The organism is Methylobacterium sp. Gmos3, from assembly GCF_056430985.1.
In genome coordinates this window covers 27,728-42,672 of record NZ_JBWJYL010000011.1, presented here as the reverse complement: position 1 = coordinate 42,672, position 14,945 = coordinate 27,728, and the positions used below count along the sequence as shown (strand labels likewise).

General features: G+C 70.9%; 13 protein-coding genes. 7 read left to right on the top strand and 6 right to left on the bottom strand.

What is annotated here, in order from left to right:
- Positions 1-5: 5 nt before the first annotated feature.
- The gene (locus ACS5Q7_RS21545) at positions 6-890 is read right to left on the bottom strand and encodes a glycosyltransferase family 2 protein (RefSeq protein ID WP_478341313.1); all 885 of its coding nucleotides are present in this window, start codon (positions 888-890) and stop codon (positions 6-8) included.
- On the bottom strand, positions 880-2,931 hold the full coding sequence (locus ACS5Q7_RS21540; RefSeq protein WP_478341312.1) for an HAD-IIB family hydrolase: 2,052 nt from the start codon (positions 2,929-2,931) through the stop codon (positions 880-882). The genes ACS5Q7_RS21545 and ACS5Q7_RS21540 overlap by 11 nt, the downstream gene beginning before the upstream one ends.
- A 93-nt stretch (positions 2,932-3,024) precedes the next feature.
- Here ACS5Q7_RS21540 and ACS5Q7_RS21535 point away from each other — a divergent pair, with 93 nt between their 5' ends.
- Together ACS5Q7_RS21535 and ACS5Q7_RS21530 are read left to right on the top strand one after the other, a co-directional pair.
- Positions 3,025-4,065, top strand: a complete 1,041-nt coding sequence (locus ACS5Q7_RS21535) for a glycosyltransferase family 4 protein (protein ID WP_478341311.1) — start codon at positions 3,025-3,027, stop codon at positions 4,063-4,065.
- Entirely contained in the window at positions 4,065-5,249 is a 1,185-nt protein-coding gene (locus ACS5Q7_RS21530) for a glycosyltransferase family 4 protein (protein ID WP_478341310.1), read from the top strand. The genes ACS5Q7_RS21535 and ACS5Q7_RS21530 overlap by 1 nt, the downstream gene beginning before the upstream one ends.
- A gap of 28 nt (positions 5,250-5,277) precedes the next feature.
- On the opposite strand, the gene ACS5Q7_RS21525 is transcribed toward ACS5Q7_RS21530, so the two are convergent.
- Positions 5,278-6,261 carry a glycosyltransferase family protein gene (locus tag ACS5Q7_RS21525; RefSeq protein WP_478341309.1) on the bottom strand — a complete coding sequence of 328 codons (984 nt, stop codon included), beginning with the start codon at positions 6,259-6,261 and terminating at the stop codon, positions 5,278-5,280.
- A gap of 90 nt (positions 6,262-6,351) precedes the next feature.
- Between ACS5Q7_RS21525 and ACS5Q7_RS21520 the strand changes: the two genes are divergently transcribed.
- The 5 genes from ACS5Q7_RS21520 (at position 6,352) to ACS5Q7_RS21500 (ending at position 11,629) form a co-directional block, all read left to right on the top strand.
- On the top strand, positions 6,352-6,996 hold the full coding sequence (locus ACS5Q7_RS21520; RefSeq protein WP_478341308.1) for a hypothetical protein: 645 nt from the start codon (positions 6,352-6,354) through the stop codon (positions 6,994-6,996).
- A 4-nt stretch (positions 6,997-7,000) separates the two neighbouring features.
- Positions 7,001-7,645, top strand: coding sequence for a hypothetical protein (locus ACS5Q7_RS21515; RefSeq protein WP_478341307.1), 645 nt, complete (start codon positions 7,001-7,003; stop codon positions 7,643-7,645).
- A 343-nt stretch (positions 7,646-7,988) separates the two neighbouring features.
- Positions 7,989-11,063, top strand: coding sequence for a GAF domain-containing protein (locus ACS5Q7_RS21510; RefSeq protein ID WP_478341306.1), 3,075 nt, complete (start codon positions 7,989-7,991; stop codon positions 11,061-11,063).
- A 75-nt stretch (positions 11,064-11,138) separates the two neighbouring features.
- A complete protein-coding gene (locus ACS5Q7_RS21505; protein WP_478341305.1) occupies positions 11,139-11,300 on the top strand; it encodes a YqaE/Pmp3 family membrane protein in 162 nt (53 codons plus the stop codon).
- Between the two features lie 41 nt (positions 11,301-11,341).
- Positions 11,342-11,629 (top strand): hypothetical protein, encoded by a 288-nt coding sequence (locus tag ACS5Q7_RS21500; protein ID WP_478341304.1) that lies wholly within the window; start codon positions 11,342-11,344, stop codon positions 11,627-11,629.
- Positions 11,630-11,663: 34 nt separating this feature from the next.
- Here ACS5Q7_RS21500 and ACS5Q7_RS21495 read toward each other — a convergent pair whose 3' ends face one another.
- From ACS5Q7_RS21495 to ACS5Q7_RS21485, 3 genes are all read right to left on the bottom strand, one after another.
- On the bottom strand, positions 11,664-11,942 hold the full coding sequence (locus ACS5Q7_RS21495) for a hypothetical protein (protein WP_478341303.1): 279 nt from the start codon (positions 11,940-11,942) through the stop codon (positions 11,664-11,666).
- Between the two features lie 292 nt (positions 11,943-12,234).
- The gene (locus tag ACS5Q7_RS21490; protein ID WP_003600567.1) at positions 12,235-12,417 is read right to left on the bottom strand and encodes a DUF3606 domain-containing protein; all 183 of its coding nucleotides are present in this window, start codon (positions 12,415-12,417) and stop codon (positions 12,235-12,237) included.
- Between the two features lie 374 nt (positions 12,418-12,791).
- Complete coding sequence (locus ACS5Q7_RS21485; RefSeq protein WP_478341302.1) at positions 12,792-14,903, bottom strand: hypothetical protein; 2,112 nt, start codon at positions 14,901-14,903, stop codon at positions 12,792-12,794.
- Positions 14,904-14,945: the final 42 nt, after the last annotated feature.

The window sequence follows — 14,945 nt, the reverse complement described above, 5'->3', positions numbered from 1 at the left end:
CGATGTCAGGAGAACAGGGCGTCAGGCCGCAGGGCGGCGGCGATCTCGGATCCGGTCGGAGGGCGGATGAGGCGGATCGCGGGGGCCTCGGCGTCCCAGTCGATCAGCCCGGCCGCGCGGAACTGGTCGAGCCAGTAGGTCATGCACCAGCGCCCGTGCCGCGCCCGGAAGCGCGTCGCGTTGTCGAGGATCGGCCCGAAATGCTGCAGGGGCGGCACATGGACCGGGTGATGCTGGTGGTAGGCACGGGCGCCCGCGACCCAGAAGGTCGCCAACCCCGACGCCGCGAGCCGGGCGGCGAGGTCCGTCTCCTCGCCGCCGTAGCCGGCGAAGGCCTCGTCCATCCCGCCGACCGCCCGCCAGGAGGCGGCGGGCAGCGCGAAGGACAGGCCCCAGAGCTGGCCCGCATCGGGTTCCGGCCGCAAGCCGGTGGCGGGCAGGCTGGGCCGGGCCGGATGGGCTCGGCCCAGGCGGTCGAGCACATCGGAATCAAGTTCGCCGAGGACGGCCCCGGGCGGCAGATAGAGAACCTCGCCGAGGAAGAGCCCCCGCGCCGTCTCAGCAGCCCGCGCATAGGCGGCCGTCAGCGTCGGTGAGGGAATGCAATCCGCGTCCAGGAAGACGAGGAGGTCCGCGCGGGCCGCCTCGGCGGCGCGATTGCGCGCGGCGGCGAGCGGCATCGGCTCGCCCGGCACGTGGACATGCCGGACCGGGCAGCCGGGATCGGGCAGATCCGGCGCACGCTCGGGCTGCATCCAGGCGATCACCAACTCCCGCGGAGGCAGGGTCTGGCGGGCGAGCCCCCGCATCAGGTTGCGCAGCCGGTCGGCCCGGCCGCGAACCAGGGTCAGGACGCTCGGAGGCCCCTCCGCCCCCGGCTCAGCCGACATCGGCCAGCATCCGGCGGAAATGCGAGACGCCCTCGATGATGCCCCGGGCATGGGTCCGGCGGGCCACGTAGGAGTGTTTCAGGGCGGCATGGCTGGCGAGGTCGTCCGAATAGTTCGCCACGATGATCGCCTGCACCCGGGCGCCCAGCATCTCGACGTCGTTCCCGGAATCGCCGGCCACGTACACGGCGTGCTCCGGCAGGTCGTAAAGGGCCCGGACGTGATCGACCGCGGTGCCTTTCGAGGCCGCCTCCGGCAGGACGTCGAGATACCGCCCGTGGCTGTGGATCACGTTCGCGGCGAGTCCGGCCTGGGCCAGACGCGCGCGGACGCGCCGCTCGGCCGCCTTGTCGCCGAAATAGCTCAGCTTCAGGGCCCGCTGCTCCAGAGGCCCCTGGGGGGTGAGCCCATCGAGCCCGTCGAGCGCCGCCCGCACGGCGGCCCGGTCCCAGCCGGCTTCGATGGTCCGCCGCCACGCGGCATCCGCCGTGTAGGTCACGCCGTTGGCGTCGAGGTGGTAGATCTCGGACCCCACCGAGGTGATCATCACCTGGGGCCGGGGGCTCGCCTGCTGCTCCAGCACCGCCATGGCGCTGTGGAAGGACCGGCCGGTGGCGACGCCGAAGGCCAGGCCCTCCTGCCGGCTGCGCCAGCGGCGGAAGATGCCGAGCCCCGCGTCGCAGCCGACCAGCGTGTTGTCGATATCGCAGACGAGGAGTTGCCGGGGCGCCGGAGCGGGCGGTTCCGGGTTGAGCAGCGCGCGCAGCAGGACGTGATAGCGGGCGGCATGCCGGTCCCAATCGTAGGCGGCCGCCGCCCGGCCGCCGCCGGCCACGCAGCGTGCGTAGAGCGCCGGATCACCCAGGATCCGCAGGCAGGCCTCGGCGATGGCGCCGGGGGCTCGGGGATCGACCAGAAGGCCGTTGCCGCAGGTTTCCACGATGTCGTTGGGCCCACCGCTGTCGGTGGCGACCAGCGGGAGGCCGGCCGCCGAGGCTTCCAGCAGCGTCAGGCCGAAGGGCTCGTTGAGGGCCGGGTTGACGAACAGGCCGCCACGGGTCCGGGCATGGGCGTAGATGGCCGGAACGTCCTCCGGGCGATGCGTCTTCGGGTAGGCGACGCGCCCGTAGAGGTCGTAACGGTCGATCAGCACCAGCAGGTCGCGCATCGTCGCGGCCATGTCGCCGTCGAGGGTGTCGATATCGTCGCGGATGCCGGCGACGATCACGAGATTGGCGCGGGCCTGGAGAGCCCGGTTCTCGCCGTAGGCGCGCACCAGCGCCGCGAGGTTCTTGCGCGCGACCGGCCGGGCGAGCGCCAGGATCGCCGGCTTGCCGGGATCGTCGAGGAAGCGGTCGATCGCCGCGTCGACGCGGGGGTGGGTCTGGGCTGCGGCGAAGCGGGCGAGGTCGCTGCCGGGAGGGAGAACGCGGATGCGGCCGGGATCGTAGGCCGCGTAGCCGGCATACTGGACCTCGGCCTCGTCCCGCGAGGACGCGATGACGAGTTCGGCGCGCGCCAGGGCCTCCTCCTCGGCGGCGATCCGTCGAACGAGGTCGGGCCGGACGGGGACCGCGCCCAGCATCGATGCCTTGACCCGCCCGAGGGAATGGGCGGTGAACACGAAGGGGATGCCGAGGCGATCCTGCACCAGGGCCGCGACCGTCGCCGCGTCCGCGTAATGCGCGTGGATGAGATCCGGCGCCCGGTCCTGCGCGGCGATCCAGGCAACGAGATTCTCCGCGAACGAGGCGACCTCGGTGTGCATCGCCTCCTTGTCGCGGTAGTCCGGGGACGCGCTCGCGAGCCGCACGAGCGTCACCTTGTCGGCGATCGGCTCTTCAGGCACGGCGTAGGCGGCGCCGAGGGGGCCGTGAAACAGGCGGGTCGCCACCACGATCCGCGTGAGGTCGCGGTCCTGCTTCGAGGCCGAAACGAGATCGAGCAGGTAGCGGATATGGCCGCCGGTATCGGCGGTGAGCCCGTAGACGACGCCGTCGCCGCGCAGGCAGCCCTGCAGGGCGATATGCAGAACGAACATCAGGCGCAGGCTGCGGCTCTCGGACGGGCCCTGCCATTTAACCTATGTAAAGAGCCTGCTGCGATTCGGGCTAACATATGTAAAGAGGTTGCCGTGCTCCGCGTTGCCCAGATCGCGCCTAACATTTTTCCCGTTCCCCCAAATCATCATGGCGGCACCGAGCGGGTTGTGCACGATCTCAGCACGGCGCTGCGAAGCTTGGGTGTCGAAGTAACATTGTTTGCTTCCTCGGACAGTGCGACAGACTTACCGCGCGTCGGCAATTACCCGAGTCTCGCAGCGCTGGAACGGCAATTCGGGCGCGTCGCACCCGGGGTGCCGGCGGCCCTGGACGCCCTGCAACTCGAGGCCCTGCGCGGGCGGCTCGACACGTTCGACATCGTCCATTGCCACGGCGAATTCGCCCATGCCGCGCTCCTGGGTGAGCGGCGTCGGCACAGTCTGACCACCATCCATTGGCGGGTGGACGAACTCGACCGGGCTCTGTTCTTCCAGGGCTTCCCGGACCTGCCGGTGGCGGCGATCTCGGCCGCGCAGGCCGCCGGCATCCCGGCCGGAAATCGGGCCGGCATCGTGCATCACGGCATAGACCGGACCCGCTACGGCCTCCGCACCGCGCCGGACGATCACGTCGCCTTCGTGGGCCGCATGACCGACCAGAAGCGGCCCGATGTGGCCATCCGCGTCGCGCGCGCCGCCGGCCTGCCGATCCGGCTCGGCGGCACGGTCGATGTCGGCAACCCCGATTATTTCGACCGGCGGGTGCGTCCCCTCCTCGGCACCGAGGCGACCTATCTCGGACCCGTCGACGATGCCCGGAAGGGCGAACTCCTGGGGAGCGCGCGGGCGCTCCTGTTCCCGATCGACTGGCCCGAACCCTTCGGTCTCGTGATGATCGAGGCGATGGCCTGCGGAACCCCGGTGGTCGCCTGGAATCGCGGGTCGGTCCCCGAGATCGTCGAGGACGGGGTGACGGGCTTCATCGTCTCCACCGAGGCCGAGGCGGTCGCCGCCCTCGCCCGGATCGGGCAGCTCGACCGCGTCGGGATCCGCCGCCGGTTCGAGGCGCGGTTCACCGCCGAGCGCATGGCCGGAGACTACATCGCGCTCTACCACCGCCTGCTCGACCGCTGATGCGCACGGCCCTCCTGGCTTGGGACTACCCGCCATCCCCGAGCGGGCTCTCCACCGCCGCCCGCGAGATCGCCGAGAGCCTCGTCGAGGCCGGCGCGGAGGTCACGGTCTTCACCCTCGACCGCACCGGACGCGAGCGGATCGGCGGCGTCACGGTGGTGGGCCTCGCCCTGGCACCTGGGAGTTCCCTGGCGCGGCTGCGTCGGTGGGGTTCCGCCGGTCATCTCGCCGCCCCGCTCGCGTTCCGGCGCGCCGTGCTCGCGGCACACGATGCGTCCCCCTTCGACGTCATCGAGGCGACGAACTGGTACGCGCCGGCCGCGCTGCTCGTGGGCCGCCGGGATCTCCCGCTCGTGACCCGCAGCTCGACGCCGGCCGCCTTCACCCGTGACGCCGCCGACAGCCTGCGGAACCGCCTGGACGGCTGGGCCGCCGACGGGCTCGAAAGGCGGCAGGCCCGAGGGAGCGCCGCCCTCATCGCCAACACGGCGGTGCACGGGGCGGTGATCGCCCGAGCCTACGCGCTGACCGGGCGGCAGCCGGACGCCGTGATCGGCCTCAGCCTTCCCCCCGAGGCCACCGCCGCCGCGCACAGCGCCGCCTACCCGGAGGCGGCGGAACCGGTGCGCCTGCTCTTCGTCGGGCGGGCGGAGGCGCGGAAGGGGTTCGACGCCCTTCTGGGCGCGGTCGCGATCCTCGGTGCCGAGCGGGAGGGAGGCACGCTGCCGGCTTTCCACCTCGACCTCGTCGGCGTTCCGCCGGGCGATCTCCCGGCCGATCTGCCCGCTGTGGCGCGGCGGCATCTCCGCGCCCTGGGCCGGATCGACGCCCAGGCCCTGTCCGCGGCCTATACCGAGGCCCACGCGGTGCTCGCGCCCTCCCGCTATGAAAGCTTCGGCCTCGTCTACCAGGAGGCCCTGGCCTATGGCCGCCCGGTCCTGGCCTGCGCCGAGGATGCGAGTGCCCGCGCCTTCGTCGGCGCGCCCGATGCCGGCCCCCTGGCCTCGGCGGCGACCGGACCGGCCCTCGCCGAGGCCCTGCGTCCCCTCCTCGCCGATCCGGATTTGCGCCGCGCCTACCGCGCCCGCGCCCTGGCGGCGGCCGGGCGCTTCAGCCGGGCGAGCCTCGGGCGCGAGACACTGGCGCTCTATGAGCGGGCCATTGCGGCGGCACGGGGCGGCTGACGGCGCGGTCGCGTCGGAGCCCGGCCTGTCAGTCGGCGTAGGGGCGCAGCAGCGCGGCCTCTTCCTCCGGGCGTCCGCGTCCGGGATCGAGCGCCTCGTAGCGCCGCGACCGGGCCCGCACATGGGCCGCGTTCAGCCGGTGCTCGATGCACCCGTGCAGGGCGATCATGCTTCCGGGCCATCCGGCGGCGAGTACCGGGCGCTCATGGACGCGACCGGCATAGCGCAGGTGAGCGCGGTTCAACCGGTACTGGACGTCCGGGAAGACGTCCGAGAGGACATCATCGACCCGGTTCGCACGGGCGAGGCCGACGGAAACGACATCCTCCGCCTCGGCGAGGGCCGCCAGCGCGGGCAGCAAACCGGCGGTCGCGGGGCCGAGCGCCTCGTCGGCATCGAGCTGCAGCATCCAGCCATGGCGGGCGAGCGCCTGGAGGGCATTGCGCTGCGCGGCGAAATCCCCGTCCAGGGGCCGGGCGGCGACGCGCACCGCCCCGGCGGCCAAACCCGCGACCGTGACCGGCTCCGCCGCCCGCGCCGGCCCGTCGATCAGGATGACGACATCGTCCGTCCAGCCGGCCTGCATCGGCAGCGAGGCCAAGACCGCATCCCGGTCGGCCGGACGGCAGATGAGGCCGAGAGAGACCGGACGCCGCTCGGCGGTTTCGAGGGCGAAGAGTTCGGCTTCGGCGGCCCGGGTGCCGTGGGGGTGCCGGAGTTCAAAGCGGCCGGCTTCGTCGCGGGGACGAACGCCGAGCCGCCACCGGTTCGCGGCGCTGCGCAGGGTGTAGAGGTCGAGCCCGTAGGGCGCCTCGCGGTCGGGCGCGAAGACGGGACCGGCGAGGCTTCGGGCCAGATGCGCGTGGCAAGCCTCGGCCTCCCCTCCCTCCGTGAGCAGGACCCCGCAGGCGTTGCAGGCCAGCGGAAAGGCACGGCGCTCGCCGCATGGATAGGACAGGGCGCGGTCGCTCGGCCCGATCATGGCCGCCGCACACACGAAGCATCGGCGCATGATCCCGTCTCCCGCACCCGCGATCCGGCCGAGGCCTGGATGCCTCGGGCCAGCGCCTTACCTTGGCGTTTCCCGACACCCCTGCCGCACGTGTTCCCGGACGTCGACCCCCTCTCCACCGGCCGCGCCGGCCTGCCCGCAGACGGGTCCCTCGCCATCGTCGGCAATGCGCCCGGGACGGGCGTGTGCGGACCCGTGATCGACGCTGCGGACAATGTGGTCCGCTTCAACAACGCATCCGGCTTCGGCGGGGCCACCGGGGGCCGCGTCACGCATCTCGCTCTGGTCAATCGCGGCGGCCAGCCGCGAGAATGGCTGGCGGACCGGCATTTCCTCGACCGCCCGGTGATCCGCGCCGCGCGGACCTTCATCCTCCCCTTCCCGATGCTGCCGGCGGAGCACAATGTCCCCGAGCCGATCTGCTGGACCCGCGAGATGCTGGCGCTGCTGCAACCGCTGGGCCGTCCGGTCCTCCTCCTGCCCGAGGCGGTGCACAGGCAGGCCCATGCCCTGCTCGGCGGTGGCACGGCGGGACGTCCGAACCCGAGCACCGGCTTTCTCGTGACCCTCGCGCTGCTGCTCGGCCGCCCCGAGGGTGCGCGGTCGGCGCAGGCCTACGGCTTCGGTTTCGCCGGCTGGCCCGGCCATCCCTGGGCGGCCGAGCGCGCATGGTTCGCCGAGGCCGAGGCGGCCGGACGCATCCGTGTGCATCGGCCATCCCCGACGGAGCGGTAACGTCATGTCCACGCTGATCACCGTCCTGAAGGGCGGCGGGCGCTACGACGCCACCTGGGTCGCCCGCCTCGCGGGGGGCATCCGCCGCCATGCCCCGGCCTTCGAGCGGATCCTCTGCCTCACCGACCTGCCCGTGGCCCTTCCGGGGGTGGAGACGATCCCGCTCTTGCACGCGTGGCCTGCCTGGTGGGCAAAGATGGAGGCGTTCCGCCCCGGTCTCAGCACCGGCCCGACCCTGCTGTGCGACCTCGATACGGTGCTGACCGGCCCGGCCGACGCCTTGGCCACGCCCGGCTTCGCCGCGATGGAAGACTATTTCCACAAGGGCCGGCTTTCCAGCGCCCTGATGCGCTGGTCCGGGGACGAACTCTCGTCGCTCTACACGACGTTCGCCGCCGACCCCGACCGATGGATGACACCGGGGTCCTGCGGCCCCGTGCCGAACGCGGTGCACGGCGATCAGGTCGTCATCGATCGATTGCTGCGCCAGTGCGGTCGGCAACCGGATTTCATCCAGCGCCTCCATCCCGGCCTCCTCGATTTCTACGATCCCCGGCGCGACATCCACGGCCCGGTGGTGATCTTCATCGGAGAGGCGAAGCCGGACACCGCGACGGGTGCCGTGCAGGCTGCGTGGACGCGTGGCTGATGGGACGCCTGGCCCCGTCATGGCCGGCGGCATCGAGCGCGGTGTCGTCGCCGGGTCGGCCGGAAAGGTCCGGCGTGGGGGCGTGGTGCAAATCCGCGCTCGATGCGCCCGATGGCAGCGCCTGTCGCGCCGCAGGCCTCGTCTTTCGCGAGGTTCGACCTACTGTACTGCCGGGAAAGTGACAGCTTCTCGGGGGGCGGCGTCTGTCCATGACTCGGCCGACAATTGCGACCGGCCCGCTTTCGTGCGACGGCCAGTGATGTTCGGCATCCCGATCCGCTGCACCGCGTCCACCGTCGTGCCCCTACGGCCGATGACCGCGCCGGGTCCGGTCTGAGCGGCCATGCCGACGACGACAGACGCTCTTCGGGACCCGGACCGGCTCGCGGCCCTCGACGCCCACGAGATCCTCGACACGGTCCCTGAACAGGGTTTCGACGACATCGCGCGCTTGGCGGCCCGCTTGTGTGCGACCCCGGTCGCCCTCGTCAGCTTCGTGGCGGTGGACCGGCAGTGGTTCAAGGCCCGCGTCGGCTTTCCCGATTGCGAGACCGACCTGAATTCCTCGGTCTGCCAGTTCGTCCTCACCGAGCCGGACCTGCTGGTGATCCCGGATCTCGCCGTCGATCCCCGCACCGCCGCCAACCCGCTGGTCGCCGGGCATCCCGGCATTCGCTTCTACGCCGGGGCACCGCTGCGCTCCCCGGAGGGCGAGGTGCTCGGCTCCCTCTGCGTGATCGACCTCGTTCCTCGCCCGAACGGCCTTACAACGGAGCAGGCGGACGACCTGAAGGCGCTCGCACGCCAAGTCGGCGACCTGATGGAACTGCGTCGTGGGCTCCGGCAGCGTGACGGTCTGATCGTCGAGCAGCAGGCCCTTCTGCGCGAGCGCGAGGCCTATGCGCGCGCTCTGGCGGCCGTGTCGTCGAGCAAGGGCGATCTGGATGTCATCCTCGATGCCGTCCTGGCCGGAGCCATGGACGCCCTGCCGGCCGCCGAGGGCGGGGTCATCGGGCTGATCGAAGGCGACGAATTGCAGTACCGCGCCGTCCGCGGCAGCCTCGGCGCGCACAGGGGCCTGCGCGTGTCCCTGGAGGGCAGCACGTCCGGGGTCTGCGCCCGCCTGAACGCGCCGGTTCTTCTGGCCGATGCCTGCGGTGATCCGCGCGTCAACCAGGAATTGATGCGGTTGATCGACATGCGTTCGGCCGTGCATGCGCCGATCGCCCGTGCCGGCCAGGTCCTCGGCGTGCTCAAGCTGCAGGCGGCCAGGACGGACGTGTTTTCGACGCGCGATCTGGATCTGGTGCAGCGGTTCGCCATGGCGGCCTCGGCCGGCCTCACCGAGGCGCGCGAGGTCGCGATCCAGCGGGCGCTGACGATCAGCGAGGACCGGTACCGCACGCTGTTCGACACGATCGACCAGGGCTTCTGCGTCATCCGGTTCTTCGACGGTCCACACGGACCCCTGAGCGACTACGTGCATGTCGAGGCCAACCCGGCCTTCGCGCATCACCTCGGGATCGCGCATGTCGCCGGCCAGACCCTGCGCGACATCGCCCCCGACAGCGAGACCGGCGGCTGGCTCGAGCGCTACGGCGAGGTGCTGCGCACCGGGCGTCCCGCCCGCTTCGACCGCCTGTTCGCGCCCACCGGCCGGCACCTGGAAGTGTCGGCCCATCGCGTCGAGCCGGCGAGCCGCGGCGAGGTCGCGGTGCTGTTCACGGACATCACGGCGCGCAAAGCCGCCGAGGCCGCGCTGCGGGCCAGCGAGGCGGTGGCCCGGGAGAACGTGCAACGCGTGCAGCTGGCGCTGGCGGCCGGTGCGATCATCGGCACATGGTTCTGGGACCTGCCGAGCGACCGCTTCACGGTCGATGAGGCGTTCGTCAACGCCTTCGGCCTCGACCCGGCGCTGGGCCGGGACGGGATCCCGCTCGCCCAAATCGTTGCGACCGTCCACCCCGAGGATCGGGAGGGGTTGTCCCAGGCGATCTCGGAGGCCATCGCCCGGGGCGGCGCCTACGCGCACCAGTACCGAACACGGCGCGCGGACGGGAAGTACTATTGGCTGGAGGCGAATGGCCGGGTCGATCACGCCCCCGACGGCACGCCCCTGAGCTTCCCGGGCGTGCTCATCGACGGGGAGGCCCGGCGCGCCGTCGAAGCCGAGCGCGACAGGGCGGCGTCCGAATTGCGTGCCCTCAACGAAACGCTGGAGCAGCGCGTCACCGAGCGGACGGCGGAGTTGATGCAGGCCGAGGAACTCCTGCGTCAGTCGCAGAAGATGGAGGCGGTCGGGCAACTCACCGGCGGCCTCGCCCACGACTTCAACAATCTGCTCGCCGGCATCTCCGGGTCGCTCGAACTGATGCAGACCCGGATGGCGCAGGGTCGGTTGACGGATATCGACTGGTACATGACCGTGGCCCAGGGGGCGACCAAGCGCGCGGCGGCGCTCACCCATCGCCTGCTCGCCTTCTCCCGGCGCCAGACCCTCGATCCCAAGCCGACCAACGTGAACCGCCTGATGGCGGACATGGAGGAACTGATCCGGCGCACCATCGGGCCGGAGATCGCGCTGGAGGTGGTCGGCGCGGCAAGCCTGTGGCCGACGCTGGTCGATCCCGGCCAGCTCGAGAACGCCCTGCTCAACCTGTGCATCAACGCCCGCGACGCGATGCCGGACGGCGGACGCATCGTCATCGAGACCGCCAACAAGTGGCTGGATCGGCCCTCGGCCATCAAGCACGAGATCCCGGAAGGGCAATATCTCTCGCTCTGCGTATCCGACACCGGAACCGGCATGCCGCCGGACGTGATCGCCCGGGTGTTCGAGCCGTTCTTCACGACCAAGCCGATGGGCCAAGGCACAGGCCTCGGCCTGTCGATGATCTACGGTTTCGCCCAACAATCGGGGGGTCAGGTCCGGATCTACTCGGAGGTGGGCCAGGGTACGACCGTGTGCCTGTACCTGCCGCGCCATTACGGGGAGACCGAGGAGGACGAGGCCGTGGACCGGCTCACCGAGGCGGCCCGCGCCGACCGTGGTGAGACGGTGCTGATCGTCGACGACGAGCCGTCCGTGCGGATGCTGGTCACGGAGGTGCTGGAAGATCTCGGCTACACCGCCATCGAGGCCAGCGACAGCGTGGCCGGGCTGAAGGTGCTGCGGTCGGACGTCCGCATCGACTTGCTGGTGACCGATGTCGGCCTGCCGGGCGGGATGAATGGGCGGCAGATGGCCGACGCGGGGCGCGTCCAGCGCCCGAACCTCAAGGTCCTGTTCATCACCGGCTACGCCGAGAATGCAGCGGTCGGCAACGGGCACCTCGCGCCGGGCATGCAGGTGCTGACCAAGCCGTTCCCCATGGAGGCCCTCGCCGCCCGCATTCGGGACCTGATCCACGCGCCGTGAGCGGGCCGCCGGTCCGATCGGGGAACGAACCGTCTCCCTCTCTGTTCGGCATCGAACACCGGAGACGTCGCACCCATGGTCATGATCCTCATTTGCATCCTCGCGCCTTGGCTCGCGATGTTCCTGCGCGGAAAGGTGCTGCAGGGGATCCTGTGCATCATCCTGCACATCACGCTGATCGGCTGGATTCCGGCGACGATCTGGGCGCTGATCGTCACGCGGAAGGAAACGGCCTGACGCGCGTTGACCATCCGAACCTGAAGGTCGGAGGTCCTGTCATGCGGTCCCGTCGCAGATCATCGAAGACGTCGGCGACGATGCTGGCGATGGGCACCGAACTCGCCATGCTCGGCCTTGAGGCGCAGTTGGTGATCGGCCAGCGCATGGCGATGTTCATGCTCGGCGGCCCCAAGGCGCGCAAGGAAGCGCGGCTGATGGTGACCGAGAAGGTCAAGGCGGCCGGCGAGTCGGCGATGACCCTCGCCACGGGTGGAAACCCCCGCAAGGTCGTCCGCGCTTACCGGCGGAAGGTCCAGGCCAACCACCGTCGCCTCTCCAGGGGCTGACCGCGCTCGCTCAGGTTCCCCTGCTCGGGACGGCCTAGATATTCTCTCGGGCGGCTTGCTCGGCGCATGCCTTCGCCACGTCCGAGATCGGCAAATTCGAGTGGCCGGCTGCGCTCGATGTTTCGTCGAGGCAGGCGCGCACACGATTTCGGGACGCATCGCCACCGCTCGCCGCGTCCAGCGTCCGCAGGAGCGCGTCTTTCTCCGTGGACGAAGCGCCACTCCAAGCCTGCATCGTGTCGCCTTCGCTCAACGCGAAAGCGGGTGTTCCGAGAACGAGCAAACTCACGACAGTGATGGATAGAAAGCGCATTGCCATAGCCTCGGATGATGAAGCCCCTGCGCCTGCTCCCGGCGGGCGGGATTTCGAGCCTGCGAACGGAAGTCCTCACCAACAGAACTAGGTCCTGAAGCCCGTTCGCGGATTGCCTTCGGCTTGGGTCAAAAACGCACAGCTCACTGCGGCGAGCGAGGCGTGCAGCGTGGTCGCCCCGACGCGAGAATGTTCACGGCGCGCGCCGCGACCAGCCCCACGGTCAACAGCGAGACCATCGCCTCGGCATCCGCGCAGCCCCTTCCGGTCCCTGAGCCGGCTCGTCGGACCGCTAACGCTTCTTGCCCAACTCGGCGGCGATGTCCTTGGTCATGCGGCCGACCTTCCGATGGGCCGCCGTAAGCTGGTCCTGGGTGACGCCCCACCGCTTCATCCAGAACTCGACAGCCTTGCGTTCCGACAGATCGAGCCGGTCCTTATCGATGAAGCCGCGCTTGTCCTTGAGACCGGCCATGGAGGGTCCTGTGGGGTTGCTGACACGCCGTTCGGCGCTCGCGCGCACGAGGCCGCAATGTCCGCTACAAACCGTTCGAAAATGTGGGTTGCAAGGGGGCTTGGCCCGCGACCAAATCGGATATCGACAAGCGGGCCTGCTGCTTTGCGCCCAGACCGGCCATGAAACCGGCAGTGATAGGATCCCCTCAGCGGGCACTGCCGGCCTACCACGGACGAACGCGTCTTGTGCGCGGCACGAACCGCCCGCATGAGGCGCGACCAAGACCCTGGACGGCCACCGCCCGGTACTTGCGCTCTACTGCGCACTCGCAGACGAACCGCACCTGCGCGACGGCATCCCGTTACGCAAATGGTCAGACCGATGGGACGGGCCTAGTGCCGCTGGTGCTCAGGGCCGGCCGCCTCCTCACCGTGCCGACGATCCGCCCCCTCCAGCCCCGACGGCCGCATGCGAAGGGCCGGGGCCGCTGCCGCCTCCCCTGCCGGCATCGGGTCTCCCGGCGCCCGCGCTGCGTCGCCGATCTCGTCCATCACCAACTGGTTCAGCGCGCAGATGAAGGAGGAACGCCGGTAGCCGTCGTGGCGCGAGAGGGCGTTGTCGAAGGCGCGCACGTTCCAGAAGGGATCGTTGCCGGACGTGATCGGCGCGATGCCGGTCAGCGGGAGCCCGTGTTGGAACCGCACGGCGGGCGCTCCCTGGCCGTCGAGCCCCGGCTCGGGCGGGGTAAGATCCGCGCTGTCCCACCCCTGACCGCCCTGCGACGCCCGTCGCCGCCGCGCACGGCTCAGCCAGCGGTCGGCGCGCGGACAGTCGATATCCGCGTCCGCCAGTGTGCCGTAAGCGTGCTGCACTTCGGTCGACATGGCCGCGAGTCCCAGCATCTCGTGCGTCGTTCCGAACGGGGCCGCCGACGGCTGCGCGTCGGCGAGCACCCCGGCGGCTGGCCGCGGCGGGTCGAGATTGCCGATCGTGTGGGATTCCTCCGGCAGGCTCACCTGGAACGGGAACGTCGCCGCCAGGAGCGAGAGCGCGCGCAGGGGCAACGTTAGCACGCTGTCGAGGAGGTCGGGCGCGCGTGGGGATGCGCAGCTCATGCCGCGCGGCTGCACGCGTTCGATGCGTGCGGCCGTGCGGTCCAGAAAGTCCGCGGCGGGGCGGAAGTCGAACTTGAAGGTCGGGAACAGGTCGTGGGTCGCCCAGTCATACTCGACGCCGTCCCCGAACATCGCGTCCGTGCCGGCGAGGCGCTCCCGGATGTGGCGGCGGGCCCCCTGGAACCCGTCCTCGACATCGAGGCCGATCCAGGCGCAGTCGCCGGGTCGCAGGCCGCCGGCGGGAAAGGCCAGGGCGGCGGTCACCGCCATGACGATGGGGCGCTGCGTCACCGGAAACAGGTCTTCGCCGCGTCCGTCCCCGCCCGGCCGGGCGGGCATACGCTCCCAGACCGCCCGCTGGACGGCGGTCCACTTGTTGGCCTCCGAGGCTGGGTTGATCAGGATCACCAGGTTGCCGAGGACCGGCGACAGGGTCTCGCCGGACCGGTGGCGCCGGACAGCCTTGAGCAGATCGTCCTTCAGACCGGTGGCGAGCATGTTGCCGCCCAGGCTGTGCCCAGCGACGACCAGCTTGTTGTGCCGGTCGGTGCCATCCGGTGAGGGTCGCGCCAAGACCGCTTCGAGGGTGCGCAGGGCCGAGATGGCGGCGGGTGCGATCGCCTCGCTCACGGGCTTTCGGTCGAAAAGGGTCGCCGCCGCGGAGAGGGTGCCGAAGAAGCCGCCGAGACGGTCGCCGAACGCGGCGCGGAGGCCGCGCTCGTCGACCCTCGCACCCCGCCAACCCACGTAGATCGCCGTCACGTCGGCATCGCAGGCGTGGGGGTCGGCCGGGCAACGCTGGCGCAGGAAGCGTGCGGCGTGGGCCGCGTAGTACCGGAGGTCCGCGACGTTGGCGTCACCGATACGCGCATCGTGCCGCCAGCCGTGGACGAAGGCGATGACGTAATGCGTACCGGTCGAGAGGTGCTGCGTCAGGGCATCGAGCTGGGTGATGACGGGGCGCAGCCCGGTTGCGGGTTGGCTCCGGGCGCGCATCTCGCCCTCCATGGCGTGGCGGAGCATGGCGCTGTCGATGGCCACATCGGTGTCGCCCGAGCGTGACACGAGGGCGTAGGGCTCGCCGTCCTCCTTGAATTCCAGGAAGCCGAGGGTGTAGGCGAGCGGCTCACCGCCGCGCGCCGAAGGGATGACGTGGCGCTGCAGGGCGCACCGCAGGCGGGTTCGCCAGCGCGGATCGGCGGCGATTGCGTTCTCGTCGTTTGTGGGATCGAGCGAGCCATCGGCGTCGGGACCCGCCCTCGCTCGACCGGGCTCGCTGAGGACGGTCCAGCCCGAGGCCAAGCCCTCCCGGCATTCCGGCACGGCTGGATCGAGGTCGCGGTAGGCCCGCGCGCGGGGCGTCGAGAGGACGCCGTAGTTCAGGAACAAGATACACAGCGACAGGACGACGAGGGTCGTCGCGAAGACCGT